21 protein-coding genes are annotated in these 21,166 nt (G+C 36.1%); 9 read left to right on the forward strand and 12 right to left on the reverse strand.

Annotated features, from left to right (window positions below):
• Positions 1–6: 6 nt before the first annotated feature.
• The 3 genes from pdhA to porV all read right to left on the reverse strand — a co-directional run bounded on the left by pdhA (position 7) and on the right by porV (position 2,930).
• Positions 7–1,005 (reverse strand): pyruvate dehydrogenase (acetyl-transferring) E1 component subunit alpha, encoded by a 999-nt coding sequence (gene pdhA, locus AC51AA_RS15255; RefSeq protein ID WP_489237817.1) that lies wholly within the window; start codon positions 1,003–1,005, stop codon positions 7–9.
• Between the two features lie 156 nt (positions 1,006–1,161).
• Positions 1,162–1,644, reverse strand: coding sequence for a cytidine deaminase (gene cdd / locus AC51AA_RS15260; protein WP_500703082.1), 483 nt, complete (start codon positions 1,642–1,644; stop codon positions 1,162–1,164).
• A gap of 77 nt (positions 1,645–1,721) precedes the next feature.
• On the reverse strand, positions 1,722–2,930 hold the full coding sequence (gene porV, locus AC51AA_RS15265) for a type IX secretion system outer membrane channel protein PorV (protein WP_500703083.1): 1,209 nt from the start codon (positions 2,928–2,930) through the stop codon (positions 1,722–1,724).
• Between the two features lie 1,341 nt (positions 2,931–4,271).
• Here porV and gldJ point away from each other — a divergent pair.
• Both gldJ and AC51AA_RS15275 read left to right on the forward strand, forming a co-directional pair.
• Positions 4,272–5,957, forward strand: coding sequence for a gliding motility lipoprotein GldJ (gene gldJ / locus AC51AA_RS15270; protein ID WP_500705647.1), 1,686 nt, complete (start codon positions 4,272–4,274; stop codon positions 5,955–5,957).
• A 112-nt stretch (positions 5,958–6,069) separates the two neighbouring features.
• Entirely contained in the window at positions 6,070–7,356 is a 1,287-nt protein-coding gene (locus AC51AA_RS15275) for a UDP-N-acetylmuramoyl-tripeptide--D-alanyl-D-alanine ligase (protein WP_500703084.1), read from the forward strand.
• 133 nt (positions 7,357–7,489) lie between these two features.
• On the opposite strand, the gene AC51AA_RS15280 is transcribed toward AC51AA_RS15275, so the two are convergent.
• From AC51AA_RS15280 to ahcY, 5 genes are all read right to left on the reverse strand, one after another.
• Complete coding sequence (locus AC51AA_RS15280; protein WP_500703085.1) at positions 7,490–8,098, reverse strand: alpha-ketoglutarate-dependent dioxygenase AlkB family protein; 609 nt, start codon at positions 8,096–8,098, stop codon at positions 7,490–7,492.
• Between the two features lie 111 nt (positions 8,099–8,209).
• Positions 8,210–9,076 (reverse strand): methylated-DNA--[protein]-cysteine S-methyltransferase, encoded by an 867-nt coding sequence (locus AC51AA_RS15285; protein WP_500703086.1) that lies wholly within the window; start codon positions 9,074–9,076, stop codon positions 8,210–8,212.
• Between the two features lie 71 nt (positions 9,077–9,147).
• Positions 9,148–9,660 (reverse strand): GNAT family N-acetyltransferase, encoded by a 513-nt coding sequence (locus tag AC51AA_RS15290; RefSeq protein ID WP_500703087.1) that lies wholly within the window; start codon positions 9,658–9,660, stop codon positions 9,148–9,150.
• A gap of 10 nt (positions 9,661–9,670) precedes the next feature.
• Entirely contained in the window at positions 9,671–10,003 is a 333-nt protein-coding gene (locus tag AC51AA_RS15295) for a DMT family transporter (RefSeq protein ID WP_500703088.1), read from the reverse strand.
• Between the two features lie 133 nt (positions 10,004–10,136).
• Positions 10,137–11,453 (reverse strand): adenosylhomocysteinase, encoded by a 1,317-nt coding sequence (ahcY, locus tag AC51AA_RS15300; protein ID WP_229989859.1) that lies wholly within the window; start codon positions 11,451–11,453, stop codon positions 10,137–10,139.
• A 390-nt stretch (positions 11,454–11,843) separates the two neighbouring features.
• Here ahcY and AC51AA_RS15305 point away from each other — a divergent pair, with 390 nt between their 5' ends.
• Positions 11,844–12,476 carry a 4'-phosphopantetheinyl transferase family protein gene (locus AC51AA_RS15305; protein ID WP_500703089.1) on the forward strand — a complete coding sequence of 211 codons (633 nt, stop codon included), beginning with the start codon at positions 11,844–11,846 and terminating at the stop codon, positions 12,474–12,476.
• 74 nt (positions 12,477–12,550) lie between these two features.
• Here the strand turns inward: AC51AA_RS15305 and AC51AA_RS15310 are convergent, their stop codons facing one another.
• The 3 genes from AC51AA_RS15310 to AC51AA_RS15320 all read right to left on the reverse strand — a co-directional run bounded on the left by AC51AA_RS15310 (position 12,551) and on the right by AC51AA_RS15320 (position 13,896).
• Positions 12,551–12,940, reverse strand: a complete 390-nt coding sequence (locus AC51AA_RS15310; RefSeq protein ID WP_500703090.1) for a group III truncated hemoglobin — start codon at positions 12,938–12,940, stop codon at positions 12,551–12,553.
• A gap of 2 nt (positions 12,941–12,942) precedes the next feature.
• Complete coding sequence (locus AC51AA_RS15315; protein ID WP_500703091.1) at positions 12,943–13,224, reverse strand: hypothetical protein; 282 nt, start codon at positions 13,222–13,224, stop codon at positions 12,943–12,945.
• A gap of 75 nt (positions 13,225–13,299) precedes the next feature.
• The gene (locus tag AC51AA_RS15320; protein WP_500703092.1) at positions 13,300–13,896 is read right to left on the reverse strand and encodes a Crp/Fnr family transcriptional regulator; all 597 of its coding nucleotides are present in this window, start codon (positions 13,894–13,896) and stop codon (positions 13,300–13,302) included.
• Positions 13,897–14,096: 200 nt separating this feature from the next.
• Here AC51AA_RS15320 and pnuC point away from each other — a divergent pair, with 200 nt between their 5' ends.
• The 4 genes from pnuC (at position 14,097) to AC51AA_RS15340 (ending at position 19,592) form a co-directional block, all read left to right on the forward strand.
• On the forward strand, positions 14,097–14,720 hold the full coding sequence (gene pnuC, locus AC51AA_RS15325) for a nicotinamide riboside transporter PnuC (RefSeq protein WP_500703093.1): 624 nt from the start codon (positions 14,097–14,099) through the stop codon (positions 14,718–14,720).
• Complete coding sequence (locus AC51AA_RS15330) at positions 14,681–16,795, forward strand: DUF4301 family protein (protein ID WP_500703094.1); 2,115 nt, start codon at positions 14,681–14,683, stop codon at positions 16,793–16,795. Before pnuC ends, AC51AA_RS15330 begins: the two co-directional genes overlap by 40 nt.
• The gene (gene arfB, locus AC51AA_RS15335) at positions 16,795–17,199 is read left to right on the forward strand and encodes an alternative ribosome rescue aminoacyl-tRNA hydrolase ArfB (RefSeq protein ID WP_500703095.1); all 405 of its coding nucleotides are present in this window, start codon (positions 16,795–16,797) and stop codon (positions 17,197–17,199) included. The genes AC51AA_RS15330 and arfB overlap by 1 nt, the downstream gene beginning before the upstream one ends.
• 230 nt (positions 17,200–17,429) lie before the next feature.
• Entirely contained in the window at positions 17,430–19,592 is a 2,163-nt protein-coding gene (locus AC51AA_RS15340; protein WP_500703096.1) for a TonB-dependent receptor, read from the forward strand.
• 62 nt (positions 19,593–19,654) lie between these two features.
• Here the strand turns inward: AC51AA_RS15340 and AC51AA_RS15345 are convergent, their stop codons facing one another.
• A complete protein-coding gene (locus tag AC51AA_RS15345; RefSeq protein WP_500703097.1) occupies positions 19,655–20,068 on the reverse strand; it encodes a Rieske (2Fe-2S) protein in 414 nt (137 codons plus the stop codon).
• 155 nt (positions 20,069–20,223) lie between these two features.
• Here AC51AA_RS15345 and greA point away from each other — a divergent pair, with 155 nt between their 5' ends.
• Entirely contained in the window at positions 20,224–20,700 is a 477-nt protein-coding gene (gene greA / locus AC51AA_RS15350; RefSeq protein WP_059117808.1) for a transcription elongation factor GreA, read from the forward strand.
• 18 nt (positions 20,701–20,718) lie between these two features.
• On the forward strand, positions 20,719–21,108 hold the full coding sequence (locus tag AC51AA_RS15355; RefSeq protein ID WP_500703098.1) for an HIT family protein: 390 nt from the start codon (positions 20,719–20,721) through the stop codon (positions 21,106–21,108).
• The last annotated feature ends 58 nt before the right edge of the window (positions 21,109–21,166 follow it).

Consider the following 21,166-nt stretch of genomic DNA (forward strand, 5'->3'; position numbering starts at 1 on the left):
AATATATTATAGTTTATGAGGTGTGAATGGATAGTCTTCTTGTGCGTATACTACGTCGTATAATTGTTGTAAGTCTGGATATGGAGATTCTTCAGCGAATTTCACACATTCTTCTACTAAGTCTTTAACTCTTTGGTCAATAACTTCAATTTCTTCTTCTGTAGCATATTTTTGATCCATAATTACATCTAAAACTTGAGTAATAGGGTCAATTTTTTTATACTCTTCCACCTCTTCTTTTGAACGGTATAGTTGTGCATCTGACATAGAGTGTCCTCTGTAACGATACGTTTTCATTTCAAGGAAAGTAGGTCCGTCTCCACGACGAGCTCTATCGATAGCTTCAGTCATTGCCTCAGCCACTTTTACAGGATTCATTCCGTCAACTGGTCCACAAGGCATTTCATATCCTAAACCAAGTTTCCAGATATCAGTATGATTTGCTGTTCTTTCCACTGAAGTTCCCATAGCATAACCGTTGTTTTCAACGATAAATACTACTGGAAGTTTCCATAGCATTGCCATGTTGAATGCTTCGTGTAATGAACCTTGTCTAGCAGCCCCGTCACCAAAGTAAGTCATGGTAACTCCGCCAGTTTCAAAATATTTATCTGCAAAAGCTAAACCAGCTCCAACAGGAATTTGTCCACCAACAATTCCGTGACCTCCGTAAAAACGGTGTTCTTTAGAGAAAATGTGCATAGAACCTCCCATACCTTTAGAAGTTCCTGTTGCTTTTCCTAAAAGTTCAGCCATTACACGTCTAGGGTCAACCCCCATACCAATTGGTTGAACGTGATTTCTGTAAGCAGTAATCATTTTGTCTTTGGTCAAATCCATAGCGTGCAAAGCACCAGCTAAAACGGCCTCTTGACCATTATATAAGTGTAGAAAACCTCTAACTTTTTGTTGAATGTATAATGCTGCAAGTTTGTCTTCAAACTTTCTCCAAAGTAGCATGTCTTCGTACCACTTTAAATATACTTCTTTTGTAACTTCTTTCATCTCTATTCTTTCTTTTGCTAAAGTTGTTTGTGTTATCAATTGTTGCCTATAACGCAAAATAGTTTCCTCCCACAAATTTGCGCCCGAAAGGTCGGGATGCAAAAATAAGACATTCCGTTTAAGAAGTAAAATTTAAAAGCCACTTTTTGGTTTTTTTTATAAGAACTTTTTATCGAACATAAAAGGAAGTAGATTTTTTAGGGATGCTGACTGATAAATCTCACCAATTTCACCCATAAAATAGATTTCTATAGGGGTGTCTTGTTTGATCTCGTATTCTGCAATGGATTGGCGGCAAGAACCACAAGGTGGAATTGGGGCTTTGGTTTGGTTGTTGTCTGAAGCAGCGGTAATGGCCATTTTTAAAATTTTAGCTTCAGGGTATACACTTCCGGCATGGAAAATAGCCACGCGTTCGGCGCATAATCCTGATGGATAGGCTGCATTTTCTTGATTTGATCCTAAAACTACTTTGCCATTATCTAAAAGTAAGGCAGCGCCAACTCTAAATTGAGAGTAAGGTGCGTAGGCATTTTTTCTAATTTCAACGGCTTGGTGCATTAAGTTTTCGATCTCTTTTGGTAATTGTTGTAGGTTTTCGAAAACTAAAAAGGAGGTAGTGTGATTGATTTCTTTCATTGTTATGAGGGGAAAAAAAATCCAAATTTCTAAAAAAGAGAAATTTGGATTGTTATTATTTTTTTATTGTTTGCTGTTTAATTTTGAGTGTATTTTTCACCAAAGTTAAAGGTTAATGAAAAACGGAGGGTGTTTTCTAAGGGATTTTTAACTTTTGATGCTGAAAATAAATAGGAAACGTCAACTTTTACGACATTGTATTTGAATCCAGCTCCGAAAGAAAAGAATCTTCGAGCTCCTTTTTCAGGACTTTCGTGAAAATAACCTAAGCGCAGGGCAAATGCATCTTGATACATATATTCTGCTCCAATACTATAGGTGATTTCTTTTAATTCTTCGCTAAAGCCATCTGGGGCATCGTTAAAAGATTTAAAAATCCCTGGAACCCAACCAATATTCTTATAGCGGTTATAGTTAGCAGCGTCAGCTTGTTCTTGTGATACGTCTCCTGGGTCAGTAAAGTCGCCATTTCCGTTAGCATCAAAAGCGGTGCCAGGTCCTGGGGGTGTAGGTACTAAGAGTTTGGTGAACTCCAGACTAAGTGCTACTTTATTTTGATCGTCTAGGATGAAATCAAATCCGCCTCCTAATCTTAGGTTTGCTGGTAAGAAGTTAGAACTGATATCATCATTGTCATAGCTTATTTTGGGGCCTAAATTTTGAAGGTTAAAACCTGCTCTCCATCTTCCGTTAAACCTAGAGTAGGCAATTTCTTCTGATTGATAAAATCCTGCCACATCTACAGCAAAGGATCCTGAGGCTGTAGCATCGATGTCCTCAGAAGCTACTTTTAAGTTAGAACGTATATAGCGTCCTGCGATCGCCATTGAGAATTTGTCGCTTAATTTTAAGGAATAAGATCCGTCTAAAGTGAATTCGTTTGGTGATACAATTCTAACGGCTTCGTTGGGGTCTCCTGTTGTGCGTAGTTCAATATCTCCAAAACCAAAATAACGAAGACTTCCTGCGAAGGCGCTTCGCTCATTGATTTTGCTATAATAAGTCAATTGACCAAGAGAGATGTCATTGGCTAAGTCAGTTAAATAGGGGGTGTAGCTTATTGAAAAACCTTGTTTGTCTACCGAGAAGGCATACTTAGCAGGATTCCATTGCTGTGAAAAGACATCAGAAGATGTGGCGACACCCTGGTCTGCTAATCCTGCTGCTCTAGCATCTGCCGCAACTAATAAAAAAGATACCCCTGTGTTAATTGGGCGAACAAGATCTTGAGCTTTTGCGTGTGAAATAATTAAAAAACAAATTGATAAAAGTGATAATTTTTTCATTTATGAGATTAATGTATTTGTAATGCAAATATATGTATTATTGTAGAGTGACAAGCTTTTGTGTTTTCTGCTTTTTTTATGTGATCAATTCGTTGGGGTCTTTCGATTGGAAATGAGGTCTTTTTGGTAATTAAATTTTGCAAAGAACTGACTATTAAGGCTATTTTCGACTGTGGTTTTTATAGCGTACATTCTTGTTGGTTCTTTTTTTATGGGGGTATATCGTTTTTGGTCTGTGTAATCTTTGTGTTTTATGGGATAATAGTGATTTAAAACATAAGAATTGAGGATGTGTTTGACTAGAACTGTTTTAATGTCCTGCTTGCTGAGTTACTGTTGTTTTGTCTTCAAAAGGGGCCTAGAAGTACTAGTTGTTTGTTTTTGTTAAAGCAAAAGTTTTGCCGTACCTATAATAACTTGATTTTCGCATTAATATTGTGTTAAGAGGTGTTTTTCGTGACCCGGCAACTTGTAAATTGGTTCTTGTGTTAAAGGTTGTTTTTTTGTGCTATATATATAGGTCTGTATTCTTGTGAATTTGTGGGTGGATAGTCGTGTTGTTTATGAGGTTATTTTGGGGATTACTGTCGGCTTAATTTGGTTGTAGTTGGGTTTGAATTAAAATTCTGAATGGTTTTGTAAGTGATTTTTTTAGGTGGTTTATCTGTGGTGATAGTTATCAAACGTGCTTACTTTTGCTTTTACTTTTTTGTTGGCCGGGTCTGTCTTGAGATGTAATTGCTTTTTGTGGCTAAATGGGTAAGCAGGAGTAGGGAATTTATTTTTTTGCTCTTGAATGACGCAGTTTTAACTTGCTGTTTGGTCTTTTAGAGCTGTTTTTTTTTAAATAGGATTTCGTAATTTGGGCGTTCCAATTGATTCGTGAATTAGGGTTGTGATCTGAACCATGGTAATTTGGAGGTGTCAAATTGATTTAATGGGTATTAGAGTAGTGTTTTTTTTGTAAGATCAAGCTGATAGTATTTTCTAAAGAGCAAGGATTGTTCGTTTTAAATCCGGTAAAATATTACTCTTTTTTATGTTTTAAGTGATCAATTTTTTGTTTCTTTCTGTTTGATAGTAAGGGGTGTAGGTTTGAGAAAGGCTGTGCCCTTGTCACAGGTAACCTAAGTAGGGGAAATAAAAAAAGTTCTCAAGTGTTTAGGGACATAAAAATATAGTCTTTCGTGTTACAGTAAATAATAAAAAGTATATTTTTGCGTTCGTAACTATAGGTTATTTTCTGGTAAAAACAGCTAAACAAAATTATTAGAACAGATGTTGCTAATTAAATGTTAATTATTATATTGCAGCACCTAAATTTATCACCTAAGAATGAGTATGAAAGTAAACAAAATTGTAGTCTTGCAATTAATAATGTCAATGATATTGATGTTAGGCACGGCTAGTTGTAGCAAAAAATCGAGTTCCAGTCACGCTTCCAGAGCTACGGGTTGGGATGTAGATAGTCAGAATGGAACGGCTGCTAGAAATGCAGGAAAAAAACAGCAGGCAGGTCCTGGTTTGGTTTTTGTTGAAGGAGGTACTTTTACTATGGGTATGGTACAGGATGATGTTATGCACGATTGGAATAACACACCGACTCAGCAACACGTTCAGTCATTTTATATGGATGAAACGGAAGTTACCAATGGTATGTACTTAGAATACCTAGAATGGTTAAAGAAAGTTTTTCCTCCAACAGAAGAAAATTACAAAAATATTTACGAAGGTGCATCACCAGATACTTTAGTATGGAGAAATCGTTTGGGATACAATGAAACGATGACCAATAACTACTTGAGACATCCTGCCTATGCAGATTATCCTGTTGTAGGTGTTAACTGGATTCAAGCAGTTGAATTTAGTAAGTGGAGAACTAACCGTGTTAATGAGGCGGTTTTAGAGAAAAGCGGATACCTTAAAAAAGGAGCAAAAACACAAGATGTTAGTGCAGAAAGTTTATTCAACACTGAAGCTTATCTTGCTTCTCCATCCACTACTTATGGTGGTAATGAAGAATTAGTTTTGAAGAAAAATCCTAATGGTAAAAGAACTAAAGCAGGAAAAGATGGTGTAGTTCCAGAAGAGAAAAATGTTTACGCACAACGTTCTTCGGGAGTTATTTTACCAGAATACAGACTTCCTACGGAAGCAGAATGGGAATATGCTGCAGCTGCAGATGTTGGACAAAGAGAATACAATATCTATAAAGGACAAAAGAAATACCCTTGGTCTGGAGATTACACACGTTCTTCTAAACGTAAAAATAGAGGAGATCAATTGGCTAACTTTAAACAAGGAAACGGTGATTACGGTGGAATTGCAGGTTGGTCTGATGATGGAGCTGATATTACCAATAAAGTAAAAAGCTACCCAGCTAATGATTTTGGTTTGTACGATATGGCAGGTAACGTTGCAGAATGGGTTGCCGATGTTTACAGACCTATTATAGACAATGAAGCAAACGATTTCAACTACTTTAGAGGAAATCAATATGCTAAGAATAAAATTGGTAAGGACGGTAAGTTAGAAATTGTTACTAAAGACAATATTCAATACAAAACCTTAAGTAATGGTAAAAAAGTGGCAGTTAATTTGCCAGGAGAAATTGCTCAGGTTCCAGTGGATGAAAATGAAACTTACTTGAGACAAAATTTCACCACCAGTGACAATATCAATTATAGAGATGGAGATAAACAATCTTCAAGATATTTTGACTTTGGAGATTCTGAAGGAGGAACTAAAGCGGATCAAGAAATGTACAACTCTCCTAAACATAATGTAACGACAGATAGTTTGGGTCAGATGGTTAGAAAATATGACAACTCAAGTAAACGTACTACATTGATCGATGATAATGTAAGAGTTTACAAAGGAGGTTCTTGGAGAGATAGAGCGTATTGGTTGGATCCAGCGCAAAGAAGATATTTTCCACAAGATATGGCAACTGATTACATCGGATTTAGATGTGCGATGTCTAGAGTAGGTGCTAAATCTGAAAAAAGAAAATCACCAAGGAATTAAGTTTTAGAGATTCCAATAAAAAATTCCAAATTCCATTCTGAACTATTCAGTTTTGGAGTTTGGAATTTTTTTATTGTTTTTTTTCTATTTTTACGATCTAAAAAAAAATTAAATGAATATTCAAGACATTCATAACTTGTTTTTACAATGTAAATCTGTCTCAATTGATACTAGAAAAATTGAGAAAGATTCTATGTTTTTTGCTATTAAAGGCGAAAATTTTGATGCGAATACTTTTGCTGTAACAGCATTGGAATTTGGTGCTTTATTTGTGATTATTGACAATGCATCCTATTATATCAATGAAAAGACTATTCTAGTAGAGGATAGCTTGGTGGCCTTGCAAGAGTTAGCGAAGTTTCATCGTGCCTATTTAAAGCTTCCTATAGTGGCTTTAACGGGGAGCAATGGGAAAACAACTACGAAAGAGCTCATCAATGTAGTGTTGTCTAAAAAATACAAAACAAAAGCTACTGTTGGGAATTTAAACAACCATATAGGGGTTCCGTTAACTTTGTTGTCTTTCACCAAGGAGACAGAGATTGGTATCGTGGAAATGGGGGCTAATCATAAAAAAGAAATTGAGTTTTTATGCGAAATAGCCCAACCAGACTACGGCTATATTACCAATTTTGGAAAAGCGCATTTAGAAGGTTTTGGAGGTGTGCAAGGTGTGATTGAAGGTAAAAGTGAAATGTATCAGTACTTAGCTAAAAGTGATAAAATGACTTTTGTGAATTTAGAGGATCCAATTCAGTTTGAGAAATCTAGAGCATTAAAAACGTTCAGTTTTGGACTTAATAATGAAAAAGCCGATATAGAGATCAACCGTATTGAGGCGAATCCTTTTGTGGTCATTGATTATAAAAATTTTACTGTGCAATCGCATTTAATAGGGCTTTATAATGCCAATAATATCAATGCGGCAGTTGCTATGGGGTATTATTTTAAAGTTCCGGAAAAGGACATTAAAGAGGCTATTGAAAACTATATACCGGAGAATAATAGATCTCAATTGTTGAAAAAAGGATCTAACGAAATTATTTTGGATGCTTACAATGCTAATCCGAGTAGTATGGCCGTTGCGATTACGAATTTCTTGCAATTGAAAAGCAAAAATAAGGTAATGATTTTGGGTGATATGTTTGAACTGGGAGACGAAGGTGTGCAAGAGCATAAGATCATTGTTGATTCCTTGGCGATTCAAAGCCAATCGGTTTGTTATTTGATTGGAAAGTCATTTTATGAGCATAAAATGGTCAATGATCATCTTCTGTTTTTTGAAACCTTTGAAGATTTTGTGAAAAAACTCAAAACTAGTCAATTTAGTGACGCAATGATTTTGATAAAGGGGTCTAGAGGAATGGCTTTAGAGCGATCTTTAATGTATATTTTATAAACAAAAGCCATCTTTTTAGATGGCTTTTGTTGTTTAAAGCGTTTTTAAAAGGATGATTAGAAAGGGAAGGAAGTACAGTGACTTCTCTGGTTTTGTATTTGTGGGATGGCGTTTAAGATTAGGTGTTTGATGTTTATTTTGTAATGGTTCTAAAAGTCAAATTAACGCGCGGCTTTGAAGTGGTTTTAGTGGGTGGCAAGCGATGTAACCAGTGTGTTTGTGTAGTGTCTTTCATGATGAGTAAACTACCATGCTCTAATACTAAAGAAACAGTTTCTTTGGTGTTTTTGTGTTTGAAAGCGAATTTACGTTCTGCTCCAAAACTAAGTGAGGCAATGGCGCCATTTTTCTTTAAATCTTTTTCAGCATCACTGTGCCAAGCCATTCCTTCATCGCCGGAATGGTATAAATTGAGTAAGCAGGAATTAAAGGTTTCTCCTGTTCTGTCTTCTATAAAACTTTTTAATTCGAGTAATTCTGTGGACCAAGGAAGTGCTTTTTTTGTGGTATTGGAGTAGGTGTATTCAAAAGGGGAGTCACCGTACCAAGCCACTTTTCTTTTGGTCAGGATGAGTTTGCCAAAGATGATGGCCTGATCATTTTTCCATTCAATGCTACGAAGTAAAACCTCTAGGTAATGGTTGGCTTTTTCTCGGCTAAACAATTTTCCATAGTAATGTACAGTCCCATCTTGGGGTAGTAAATTAGTTGTTTCGTTTGTGTCGGGATTAAATAAGTCCATGTTTATGTTTTAGACCCAGTAGATTGGGCTGTGAGGTTTGAGTTTTGCAACGCAACAAATTTAGAAATTTTTGAACAGCTTTAACCTGAGATGTCTACGGTTGTATGCGATCTATTTTCCATTGGAGCCAGGCTCAGTATTGATTTTTGCACCTTCCCATCCAATTATAGCCGTTTTACGGGTATTGCCCCACATATAGCCACCAAATACTCCAGATGATTGAATCACGCGATGACAGGGGATTAAGAAGGCAACAGGGTTGCTGCCAATTGCGGAGCCTACCGCTCTTGCTGCCTTTGGATTTTCAATTTGTTGCGCGATAGTACCATAAGTAGACAGTTGTCCCATAGGGATTTTAAGTAGCGTTTCCCAAACTTTTAATTGAAAAGCGGTACCTTTTAAGTGCAGTTTTATTTGAGCGAGCTTGCTCCAGTCATTTTGGAAAATGAATAAAGCATTTTGCTGAATGAGGTCGAGTTTACGGGCGTATGTTGCTAGGGGGAATTTGGTTGTTAAATCCTCTAATCCTGAGGGTTCACTTTCAGCAAAAGCCATATGGCAAACTCCTTTTGGAGTGGAGGCGACAATAATGTTGCCAAAGGGACTTTCGGCGAAGCTGTAATTAATACTTAGGTTTTGACCACCATTTTTAAATTCGGCAGGAGTCATCCCTTCGATCTTTGTAAAAAGATCGTGTAAACGGCTCGTCCCAGAGAGTCCTGTGGAGAAAGCGGCATCAAATAGGGTGGCCTGTTGGTTTTCTTTTAAAATTTTCTTGGCATGTTCGATACTGATGTATTGTAAAAACTTCTTCGGGCTTGTTCCTGCCCAATTAGTAAACAAACGTTGAAAGTGGAAGGGGCTTAGATGTGCTTTTTCGGCCAGCTCATCTAAGGAAGGTTGCTCCTTGAAGTTCGCTTTGATATAGGCTATTGTATCAGCAATACGATGGTAGTCTAGGTTTTCTTGTGTCTCCATTTCATTTGTATTTTATAGAACAAATATCGCACAGTTTTGACGATCCTAAAATCCGAAACTTGCGGTGTTTTTTACTGCTGATTTTTCTTAAGGCGGTCGGTATGGTCTTCGGTTTGTTTTAGATTTTTTTCCATTTTGTAATTGATTAGTTCAACTCCCAAGCGAAGGTTGCGCTGTTCGGTTTTTACTAAGAATCCTCTTTTTTCGAAAAAAGGCTTAGCCGTTATGCTGACGTCGGCCGTTAGGGTAATGGTCTGTCGTTTTTGCGCTTCAAGTTCTAGGACTGTTAGAATTTTGTGGGCAATACCTTGTCGTTGCAGGTCTTTATGAATGTACAGTAAGTCAATATAATGGGCTTCTTTGAGGGTGCCAAAACCTGCTATTTTTTCTTGTTGGATGGCTAATAAGACAATTTGGGTATGGATGATTTCTATCCAACGTTCGGTATTGTTCGCACCTGAGATCCAAGCCTTGATAGCAGCAGGGGCATAATCGTTTTGACAAACCGCTTGAATGGTTTCGGTATATAATTCTTGCATTTCTTTTAGGTCTGCAATAGTGGCTTTTCTGAGGCTTATTTTCATGCTGTTTTAATTAGTGTGCGGTAGTGGTAGAAAAAACATTAATGACCACAACTCCAATGAGGATAAAAGCCAATCCAATAATAGCAGGTAAATCGGGTATTTGTTTAAAAAAAACAGCTCCAATGATGGTAATTAATACGATTCCAACTCCAGACCAAATGGCGTAGGCAATTCCAACGGGGATGGTTCTAATAGCAAAACTTAAAAAGTAAAAGGCAGCGAAATAACCTGCTATGGTAATAATACTAGGGATAAGTTGCGTGAACTGTTCTGATTTTTTTAAGGCTGAAGTGGCAATGATTTCGAAGAGGATGGCAATGCCTAAAAAGATAAAATTTTTCATATACACGTTTTTTACAAAGTTAAGCTTTGTTCGGACTGTATAGTAGAATTTGTGGGTTTTGTCTTTAGAAAACAAAACCCGATAGCTTTTTGAAAGGCTATCGGGTTTGTGTATAATAGAAGTCTAAAAAGGACTAGTATCTGTAGTATTCTGGTTTGAATGGACCTTCAACTGGAACACCAATATAAGCAGCTTGATCGTCACGTAAAGTTTCCAATTCAACTCCTAATTTAGCTAAGTGTAAAGCAGCAACTTTTTCATCTAAATGTTTTGGTAACATATAAACGTCATTGTTGTAAGCAGCACTGTTTTTCCATAATTCGATTTGAGCCAAAGTTTGGTTTGTAAATGAGTTACTCATTACAAAACTTGGGTGACCTGTAGCACATCCAAGGTTTACCAAACGACCTTCAGCTAAAATGATGATGTCTTTTCCAGCAATAGTGTATTTGTCAACTTGTGGTTTGATTTCGATTTTAGATGCACCGTGGTTTTTGTTCAACCAAGCCATATCAATTTCGTTATCAAAGTGTCCGATGTTACAAACAACAGTTTTGTCTTTCATTTGCTCGAAGTGCTCTCCAAGTACGATATCTTTATTTCCTGTAGTGGTAATGATGATATCAGCATTAGCAATTACAGTGTTTAATTTTTTAACTTCATAACCGTCCATTGCCGCTTGTAAAGCACAAATTGGGTCAATTTCAGTAACTGTTACAATAGATCCAGCACCTCTGAAAGAAGCAGCAGTTCCTTTTCCAACATCACCGTATCCACAAACGATAACTCTTTTTCCAGCTAACATTAAATCAGTTGCACGACGAACAGCATCAACAGCTGATTCTTTACAACCATATTTGTTATCGAATTTAGATTTAGTTACCGAGTCATTAATATTAATAGCAGGCATTGGTAAAGTTCCAGCTTTTACTCTTTCGTAAAGTCTGTGAACACCAGTTGTTGTTTCTTCAGATAAACCTTTAATTCCAGGAACTAATTCTGGGAAACGGTCAATAACCATGTTAGTTAAATCACCACCATCATCAAGAATCATGTTCAATGGTTTTCTGTCTTCACCAAAGAATAAAGTTTGCTCAATACACCAGTCAAATGATTGCTCATCTAAACCTTTCCAAGCATAAACTTGAATTCCAGCAGCAGCAATAGCAGCAGCAGCTTGATCTTGAGTAGAGAAAATGTTACAAGAACTCCAAGTAACTTCAGCACCAAGAGCAATTAAAGTTTCGATTAAAACAGCTGTTTGAATCGTCATGTGTAAACATCCTGCAATACGAGCACCTTTAAGAGGTTGCTCATCTTTATATTCAGCACGAAGCGCCATTAAACCTGGCATTTCAGCTTCAGCTAGTTCAATTTCTTTTCTTCCCCAAGCCGCTAGAGAAATGTCTTTTACTTTGAAAGCCACAAAAGGCGTAGTTGTAGTACTCATTTATAGTATATTTGTAATTGTAAATTTTTTGCAAATTTACGTAATAACTTTATAATTTAACTATTTTCTAAAAGATTTGTGAAATGTTTAATTGCTTAATCTTTTGATCATTAGCTAAATAATTTTATTCGAAGCTATTTCCTGCTGTCTACGATCTATTTTGACCGAGCTCATGCTAAATCGATGCTGTTGCCAATCATAAGAGAAAGAGCGGCGTCGTAATAAAATGAGCCTTATCCTAAATATAAGTTGATCTAATGGCTCAAGGGGAGTTTGGTTCAAAGAAATTATATTTTTTATTGTGTTTTTAGAAAGTATATACTAACTTTTGGTGTTCGTAGTACATTGCTTGATTTTAATGAATAACACCTAATTTACAAATTAAAAAAGATGCCTTTACATCAAATCATATCCTTTAGCCCAACAACGCGAATTTTAGTGTGGAAGATCACGGAGTCTTTTGAAGCGTTATTTGATAAAGTAGTTTTAAAAGAAAAAACACAGCTTCGGTTAAATGGAATGAAATCCGATTTGCATAAACGTGGTTTTCTAAGTGTACGTATGCTTTTGCAGGAAGCGGGTTTTAGCGATCTTGATTTGCATTACGACGAGTTCGGAAAACCGTATTTAAGCTGTCATCATTACATCTCCATTACCCATTCACATCATTTCGCCGCTATCATTATAAGCGAAGAAACGGTTGGAATTGATATCGAACTTCAACGAGAAAAAATCCTCAGAATCGCCGATAAGTTTGTCGATAAAGAGTTTGCTTATTTAGACCCAGCAGCATCCGAAGATTATATAAAAAAGCTCACGGTGATTTGGGGAGCCAAAGAAGCTATTTTTAAAATTCGCAACGAAAAGGGAATCAGTTTTAAAGATCACATTCGTGTAAATTCATTCTCCTTGGAAGCAAGCCAAACCCTAGCCAGCTTGCATTTTGATGATTTGGTAAAAGACTTTGTCGTGTATTATCAAGAAATCGAAAACTTTACTTTAGTTTACGCACTTGAAAAATAGAGGTTGATTTTTTAATCAAACAAAGCCAATAGTTAGTGTGAAAAAGGAAAGAACTTATTTTAGGGACGACTTTCCTAAGCTTTTGAGCGGTTTTCAAACATATTCAAATAAAGAAACGTGCTCATTTTTCGCGCTCTTCGTTTAAGGATACTGACCTGTTCCCCTTCAAAAAGTTCGTCCAGAGTTTCAAACCACAGATTCAGCCAAATTCCAAATTCATGAGAGGTAATTTGATGGTTGGAATGCGTATCCACTTTATTGTGTGCGGCAATGGGATCGCCCTTGTACTTCTTGCCACCAAACAAATTTGTCTCCCAAAAATCAGTTAGTTTTTCTAGGTGTTCTGCCCAATCTGTAATCATGTTATTGAAATAAAAGCCAATTTCAGTATCGGCTCTTATCTTGGTATAAAAGGTGTTTACCAAAAGGGATAGATCTTCTCTATTTTCGATTTGTTTTTTCATAACTAAAGGTTGTTGATAATGATAAACAAGATACTAAAAAAGACCGTTGTTAGGATAAGGTTGAAAACTGTTTTGTGACGCAATTGAGCCAAAATCGAAGTATTGGCTAAAATGTTCGTTAACACGATTATGGCAAGCTGAATCATTTGTGTTGGTGAGGTTCCGTTAGCGAGGATAAACATGGCGGCTATAGCACCAAGGCAGCTTTGTCCAATTATAGCCATCGTGGCCATACCAATGTAACTGTTGTTGAAATTTTCGAATGTGGAGTGGTAAAGTGTCATGATATATTGTTTTAGAGCAACAAAGTTAATGCCCACAACGACTTTGACTTTATGACTCAAATCATAAAGGAATGATTAACGATATACTTTTCTGTTGATGATTTTTAAGGCTCCTTTTTTTTCCAATGATTTTATGGCTCGTATAACTGTTTCAACCCGAAGCCCCGATAAATCACCAATTTGTTGTCTGGTGAAATTGATGAGATAGCCGTTGGCGTCTTTCTTAAAGTTGAAATTGGAAATGGCATAATCGATTAGTCTCAAAACACGATGTTCCGGTTCCTGTGTCGATATCTCGGCGGCCATTACGGATTTGTAATACAATCGTTGTGCTAGATTTTCTATGATTTGGAGGCTTACGGATGGATTTTCGTTTAACAACTTTAGGAAGTTTTCTTTGGAAACACAAAGTATTTCTGCGTCTTCCACAGCAACCGCGCTTGCGGGATATTTTTGATTTAGGAATAAGGGAGGCTCGCCAAAGGATTGGTTTTGGTAAAAGATACCTTGAATAAATTCTCTGCCATCGTCATTGTAATTATTCATCTTTACTTCACCCGAAACAATTTGATAATAGTGGGTAGGCCATTTGCCTTCTTTGAAAATTGAGCTTGTTTTAGGGAATGACTTTTGTACAGCTTGGTATTTTTCAAGTAATTCTATCGCAATCATAATTTTGTTTCTTTCGTTGTTCCAAGTGAATACACAAATATAATTGATTCAAAATAGTTCGCTTGCATGAAAAAACTTTTACTTTTACGCTCGTTATGGAATAAAAGACAAAAGCAGGGGCCGATATATACCGTCATTGATCAATTGGTTATTTGACATGAGCTAAACCCGATACTATATAATGAAAATAAACAAACGATATGATTGATTTTTTTCTTGACGCCTATAAGAATGTTCCGCTTTGGCATATCGGTTTAGAGTTTCTTGTTTTTGTTTTCGGGATTTTAAGCGTCTGGTTTGCAAAAAAAGAAAACATTTGGGTATACCCTACGGGACTAATTGCCACGGTAATCTCGGTTTATTTACTCTATGTCGCAGGGTATTTGGGAGATATGATGATCAATGGCTATTTTTCGATCATGAGTGTTTATGGATGGTATAATTGGGCAAAAGGAACAAGTCAAGAAGATAATTTACCCATTACACGTACTGATAATAAAGAAAAAGTAATAGGTATTGGTTTGTTCTTTATTACGATTTTTGTAGTTTTCGGTATTTATAAGTTTTTTGATTACGAAATACATCACGATAATTATATAGATATCCTTGCCTCAGGCATATTCTTTACCGGTATGTGGTATATGGCAAAGAAAAAAATAGAGAATTGGACCCTTTGGATTATTGGCGACATTATTGTAGTGCCTTTATATGCTTATCGAGGATTAGGAATGTTGGCGTTCCAATATTTAATTTTTACAATTTTAGCTATTTCAGCTTATTTAGAATGGAAGAGAATCTTAAACAAGAAGATACAAGAATATTAAAATTTGCTTTGTTCGGTCCTGAGAGTACGGGGAAAACAACTTTAGCTAAGCAACTTGCTTCGTATTATCAAACGGAGTGGGTGCCTGAATTTGCGCGCGATTATTTGCAGGAGAAATGGGAAGAGAATGGACATATCTGTGTAGAGGGAGATATGATGCCTATTGCGTACGGACAAACCAATTTAGAAAATGAAAAATTAGCTTTAGCCAATACGTACTTGTTTTGCGATACGAATCTAATGGTGACCAAGGTGTTTTCAGAAATGTATTATGGTTTTTGTGACCCCTTATTAGATCATGCAGCACAAGAGCACCAATATGATTTGTTTTTCCTTACGGATATAGATGTGCCTTGGGAGAAAGATGATATTCGCGATAGTCCAAATGAAAGAGAATCGGTCTTTTCTGTTTTCAAAGAGGCGTTAATTGGGGCTGGAAAGCCGTATATAACTTTGTCAGGAAATAAAGAGCTACGCTTGGCCAAAGCGGTAGAAATAATCAATAAGCTCAGTCTAGCTAAAACTTTAGGTTTTTCTTCGGCAGATTTTGTTCAAATTTATGAGCATGGAATTCCTTTTGAAAATATCCAACAGCAGTTATCGATTCTGAAAAAGGGCATCAATAAAAGTCATTTAATAAGTCCAGCCACAGTTTCAAACGGAATTTTGAGTTTGTCTGCAGCCGATTTTCAGGCAAAAGCAACTTTGTTTGAAGATCATAAATCGGAGTTGAAATTGAAAAAGTTTGTTCCAGCTTCGGGTGCGGCTAGTAGGATGTTCAAGTTCTTGAATGAATTCCTGAATGAATTTGATATTGAGAAGGAGAGCATTAATGCTTATATCAATAGAAAAAAAGAAAACCAATTGTCTCTCTTTATTATTGGGATGGATAAGTTTCCTTTTTTTAAAGCTGTGGACCAGAAACTAAAGCAGCTGTATTCTGATTTTGATTCTTTGAATAGCGATTATAAAAATTACTATTTCATAAAAATGATATTGGCTTCAGATTATTTTGACTTTGCCAATAAACCCAAAGCGGTTTTGCCTTTTCATCAGTATAAGGCACATATTGCAAATCCTATTGAGGAACATTTGCATGAATGTGCTTATTATGCTAGCTCCAATTCAGTATCGAATTTGCATTTTACCGTAACAGAAAACCATCAGAGTCAATTTGAACAGTGTGTTGCAGCGGTGAAGGAGAAATTCGAGCAAGAGTCGGGAACAAAAATTAATATTAGTTACTCTTATCAAAGTAAAAGTACCGATTCAATTAGTCTTGATCTAGAGAATAAACCCGTTCGAACAGCAGCTGGAAAATTGGTTTTTAGGCCTGGAGGACATGGTGCTTTGATTGAAAATCTAGGGAATCTGGATGCGGATGTGTTATTTATCAAGAATATAGATAATGTTATTCAGAATCATATCGAAGAAATTGCGTTGTATAAAAAAGCATTAGCGGGTATTTTAATCGAAATACAAAATACTGTTTTTGCTTATCTTAACGATATTGAACAGCAACGGTTAACATCAGAGAAGATGGTGGAGGCTGTTTTGTTTGTGAAAGAAAGTTTAAATGTCCCTATAGAAAGTGATTTGGAGGGATTGACTTTTGAAGATAAAATGAATCGATTAAAAGAAGTACTCGATAGGCCAATTCGGGTTTGTGGAATGGTGAAAAATGAAGGAGAACCAGGGGGAGGACCATTTTGGGTACAGGATGAAAATGGAACTATTTCACTTCAGATTGTCGAAAGCTCTCAAGTAGATTCAGGGGATAAGATTCAGGCAACTATTCTGGCCAATGCCACGCATTTTAATCCAGTTGATTTAGTTTGTGGGATTAAAAATTATAAAAATGAAAAGTTTGATTTGGCAAAATTTGTCAATCATAAGAGTGGTTTTATTGTAGAGAAGAGTGCCAATGGTCAGGTTGTGAAGAGTTATGAATTGCCAGGCTTATGGAATGGTGCTATGGCCAATTGGTTAACTGTTTTTGTAGAGGTGCCCATTATTACTTTCAATCCTGTAAAAACCGTAAACGATTTATTAAAACCAGCACATCAACCACAGTAATGGATATAGAGAAAATAATCACAGAACTTAACTATAAAGCCGTTCGCAGCAGTGGTGCTGGAGGACAGAATGTAAACAAAGTATCTTCGAAGGTAGTTTTGAGTTTTGATTTGCGAAATTCACAAGCTTTATCAGAAGAGGAAAAGCTGCTTTTGGAAACAAAATTGGCGACAAGATTAACGGCAGACGCTATTCTGATTCTGAATTGTGATGAAGATAGAAGTCAGTTGAAAAATAAAAGTATCGTAACCAAACGGTTTTTGGAAATGATTAAAAATGGTTTAATCATCCAGAAGCCCCGAAAGGCGACAAAGGTTCCCAAGTCAGTGATTAAAAAGAGAATCAAGGACAAAAAGAATATATCAGAACTCAAGCAGTCTCGAAAGCGACCTAATTTCGAGTAAATTAGCCTTGTTTTTTTTAGCATTTGGAATTTCGCTTTTTAAGAGTACATTTGCACTGTCTCAAAGGGGTGCTCTAAATAACGAGCTGAGATCATACCCAAAGAACCTGAGCGAGTAATGTCGCTAAGGGAAAAAACGACAATTTTAGCGTGTACGCTCTATTTTGTTGTGAAACATTTATTAATTTAACAAAAGAATAATTCCCCCTTTTATTTGTAATTTTTTTACAGATGGAAACTATTTTTACTGGTACTGAGGTACTAAACAGCAACAGATCTAAGTTGCAAAAGAAGGTCACTTATAAGCCTTTTTTCTTTACGTTATTGTCTTTTTTCTTTACCCTTTTTTCTTTTTCTCAAGTCAAAGACACTACCAAAGTCAATCAACTTGACAATGTATTGGTTTCGGCTGTTCGTGTAACTACAAAAACGCCAGTTTCATTTAGTAATTTAGATAAAAAAGATATTAAATTCAGAAACCTAGGTCAGGATATTCCGATTCTAATGAATTATTTGCCATCGGTGGTGACTACTTCAGATGCGGGGAATGGTTTGGGGTATACGGGTATACGCGTACGTGGTAGCGATGCAACCAGAGTGAATGTGACCATCAACGGAATTCCATATAATGATGCGGAGAGTCAAGGTACTTTCTGGGTCAATATGCCTGATTTTGCTTCTTCAGTAGAGAGTTTACAATTGCAACGTGGTGTTGGAACTTCTACCAATGGATCGGGCGCTTTTGGAGCCAGTTTGAATATGCTCACCGATAGTTATGCTTCGAAAGCCAATGGAGAAATCTCAAGTTCTTACGGGAGTTTTAATTCTCGAAAAAATACAGTGAAGTTTAGTACAGGTTTGTTAAACGACCATTTTGAATTAGCAGGACGTTTATCGACCATTAAATCGGATGGTTACGTGGATAGAGCGAGTTCAGATTTGAAATCGTATTTTTTACAAGGAACCTATGTAGGTAAAACGACTTTAATCAAAGCCTTGGTTTTTGGTGGAACCGAAAAGACCTACCAATCCTGGAATGGAATTGATGCAGAAACTTTAAATGCAAATCGAACCTTCAACTCAGCAGGTATGTATACCGATGAAGCAGGAAATATTCGTTTTTACGATAATGAGACGGATAATTACAAACAAGACCATTATCAATTGCATTGGAGTGAATCTTTGTCCGACAAATGGAGTTCTAGTCTAGCACTTCACTATACCAAAGGAAAAGGGTACTACGAAAATTATAAAGAGGATGCTGATATGGCCAGTTATGGTTTGTTACCAGTGGGTGGGGTAACCACAACTGATTTAGTGCGTCAGAAATGGTTGGATAATGATTTTTACGGGACAACTTTCTCTATGAAGTATAAAGATGAAAAACTAGACGTTATTTTTGGTGGAGGCTGGAATAAATACGAAGGCGATCATTTCGGAAAAGTAATCTGGGCGAGATATGCTTCTCAAGCAGAGCCTGGAGATCATTATTATGATGACTTCTCAGCGAAAACCGATGGGAATATCTTCGCAAAAGCGAACTATCAATTTACAGAAAAGTTAAGCTTTTATGGTGATTTGCAGTATAGAAATGTAACCTATAAGGCTAATAGTAAAGAAACAGGATTGGTTGATGATGATTTCAATTTCTTCAATCCCAAAGCAGGATTAAACTATGAGATGAATCAAAAGAATACGTTTTATTTTTCTTATGCTAGAGCCAATCGTGAGCCGAACAGAACCGATTATGAAGGGGGAAATGTGAAGCCTGAAAAATTAAATGATTTTGAACTAGGTTGGAGATTTAACTCAGATCGCGTCCAATTGACTTCAAATCTGTATTATATGGGGTATAGAGATCAATTGATCTTAACCGGGAGATTAGATGATGTAGGGAGTCCAATTCGTTCCAATAGCGAAAAAAGTTATCGTTTAGGATGGGAAGTGGATGCGACTATAAAACTTTCAGAACAGTTTCTTCTTAGACCCAATTTTACTTTAAGTAGTAATAAAAATATTGATTTAGCGGTTGAAGGTCAAAAATACGGAACAACAAATATCGCTTATTCACCATCAGTTATAGCTGGAAACATTATCGTGTATAGTCCAATGGAACGTTTGCATATTTCCTTATTGCAAAAATTTGTTGGGGAGCAATACATGAATAATATTGAATTGCCTGCGGCAAAACTAGCGGATTACTTTGTGAACGATTTGAATGTTTCTTACGAGATAAAACCAAGATCAATTTTTAAATCAATATTGATTACTGGTTTGGTAAATAATATTTTGGATAAAACATATGTGTCAAATGGTGCGATGTGGGATATCTATCCCTACTACTATCCTCAGGCAGGAATTAATTTCCTAGCGGGATTGACTTTGAAGTTCTAAAGAAGTAAAAGAGATGTTATATAATAAAGCCTGAAAATTAAAAACTTTCAGGCTTTATTGTTTTAATTGTATACGTGAATGGCGGTGCCGATCACTTCAACTCGATATTGTTTTAAGGGGTATTGTTTGCCTCCAAGTCCAGTAAATAAACTGTAAGATGTTTTGTCGCAAGAACAAACGGCATTGATGCCCTCAATGGTCATCGCAGTACAGGAAGTTATGGCTTGATTAGGACAGGCTGCATCGAAAGCATTATAACCGCTTCCGGCATTAAAAATGATAATTCCTTTGGCTCCAAAATTAGGGACAATAACACCATTACTTACGAATTTAAGATTGGAATAGGCCGGTAGATTCATATCTACAGACAAATTCACGGAATAATTAGGGATATAAGGGTTTTTGTTAGTGGTTTTATTATCACTACAAGAGAACAGTAAAGTTACAAAAACCGTAAAGAGCCAGAATTTTTTCATTATTTGAATAGGAATTAGTGAAACAAAAATAAATTATTTAGATTTGAATTTTATATGATTAACATATAATTATGTACTATTAAAAATAATAGTATATTTGTAATAAGAAATCCCGTCCTGATGGGATTTTTTGTATTTATATAAACGATGAAGTTATGAGTAAAGTATCTTATTATACAGCAGAAGGATTAAAAAAATTAAAAGATGAGTTGGAGCATTTAAAAAGTGTAATGCGTCCAAAAGCATCTCAAGATATAGCAGAAGCAAGAGATAAAGGTGATTTGTCTGAAAACGCCGAATATGATGCAGCAAAAGAAGCGCAAGGTTTATTAGAAATGAGAATTTCTAAAATGGAAGAGGTGTATTCAAATGCCAGATTAATAGATGAATCTCAACTTGACGTTTCAAAAGCATTGGTGCTTTCTAATGTAAAAATTAAGAACCAAAGCAATGGGATGGAAATGAAGTATACTTTAGTTGCTGAGAGTGAAGCTGATTTGAAAACTGGAAAAATTTCTGTGACCTCTCCTATCGGAAAAGGTTTGTTAGGGAAGTCAGTTGGAGAAGTAGCAGAAATTACAGTGCCAAATGGCGTTTTAAAATTTGAAATTCTTGAAATTTCTAGAGATTAATTGTAACAGTCTAAAGAGATGAGCACCATATTTACAAAAATAGTACAAGGAGAAATACCAGCCTATAAAATTGCTGAAGACGAAAACTATCTGGCTTTTTTAGATGTCAACCCAAATGCAAAAGGGCACACGCTCTGTATTCCGAAGCAAGAAATCGATAAGATTTTTGATATGGATGACGAGTTGTATTTAGGTCTAATGAAATTTGCTAAGAAAATCGCAATCGCTTTAGAAAAAACGGTTCCTTGCAAAAGAGTAGGGATGGCAGTTGTGGGGTTAGAAGTTCCTCATGCGCACGTTCATTTAATTCCGTTAAACGAAATGGATGAAATGCGTTTTCAGAATAAAGTATCGCTTTCTAAAGAGGAGTTTGAAGCATTAGCTAAAAGCATCCAGGAGAATTTATAATATTCGAAAAGGGGGCATTTTAAAAAAAAAAATTAATGTCAATAGGAGTGAAGGCGAA

It is taken from the genome of Flavobacterium sp. OHVDL-2026-0007, from assembly GCF_059882335.1.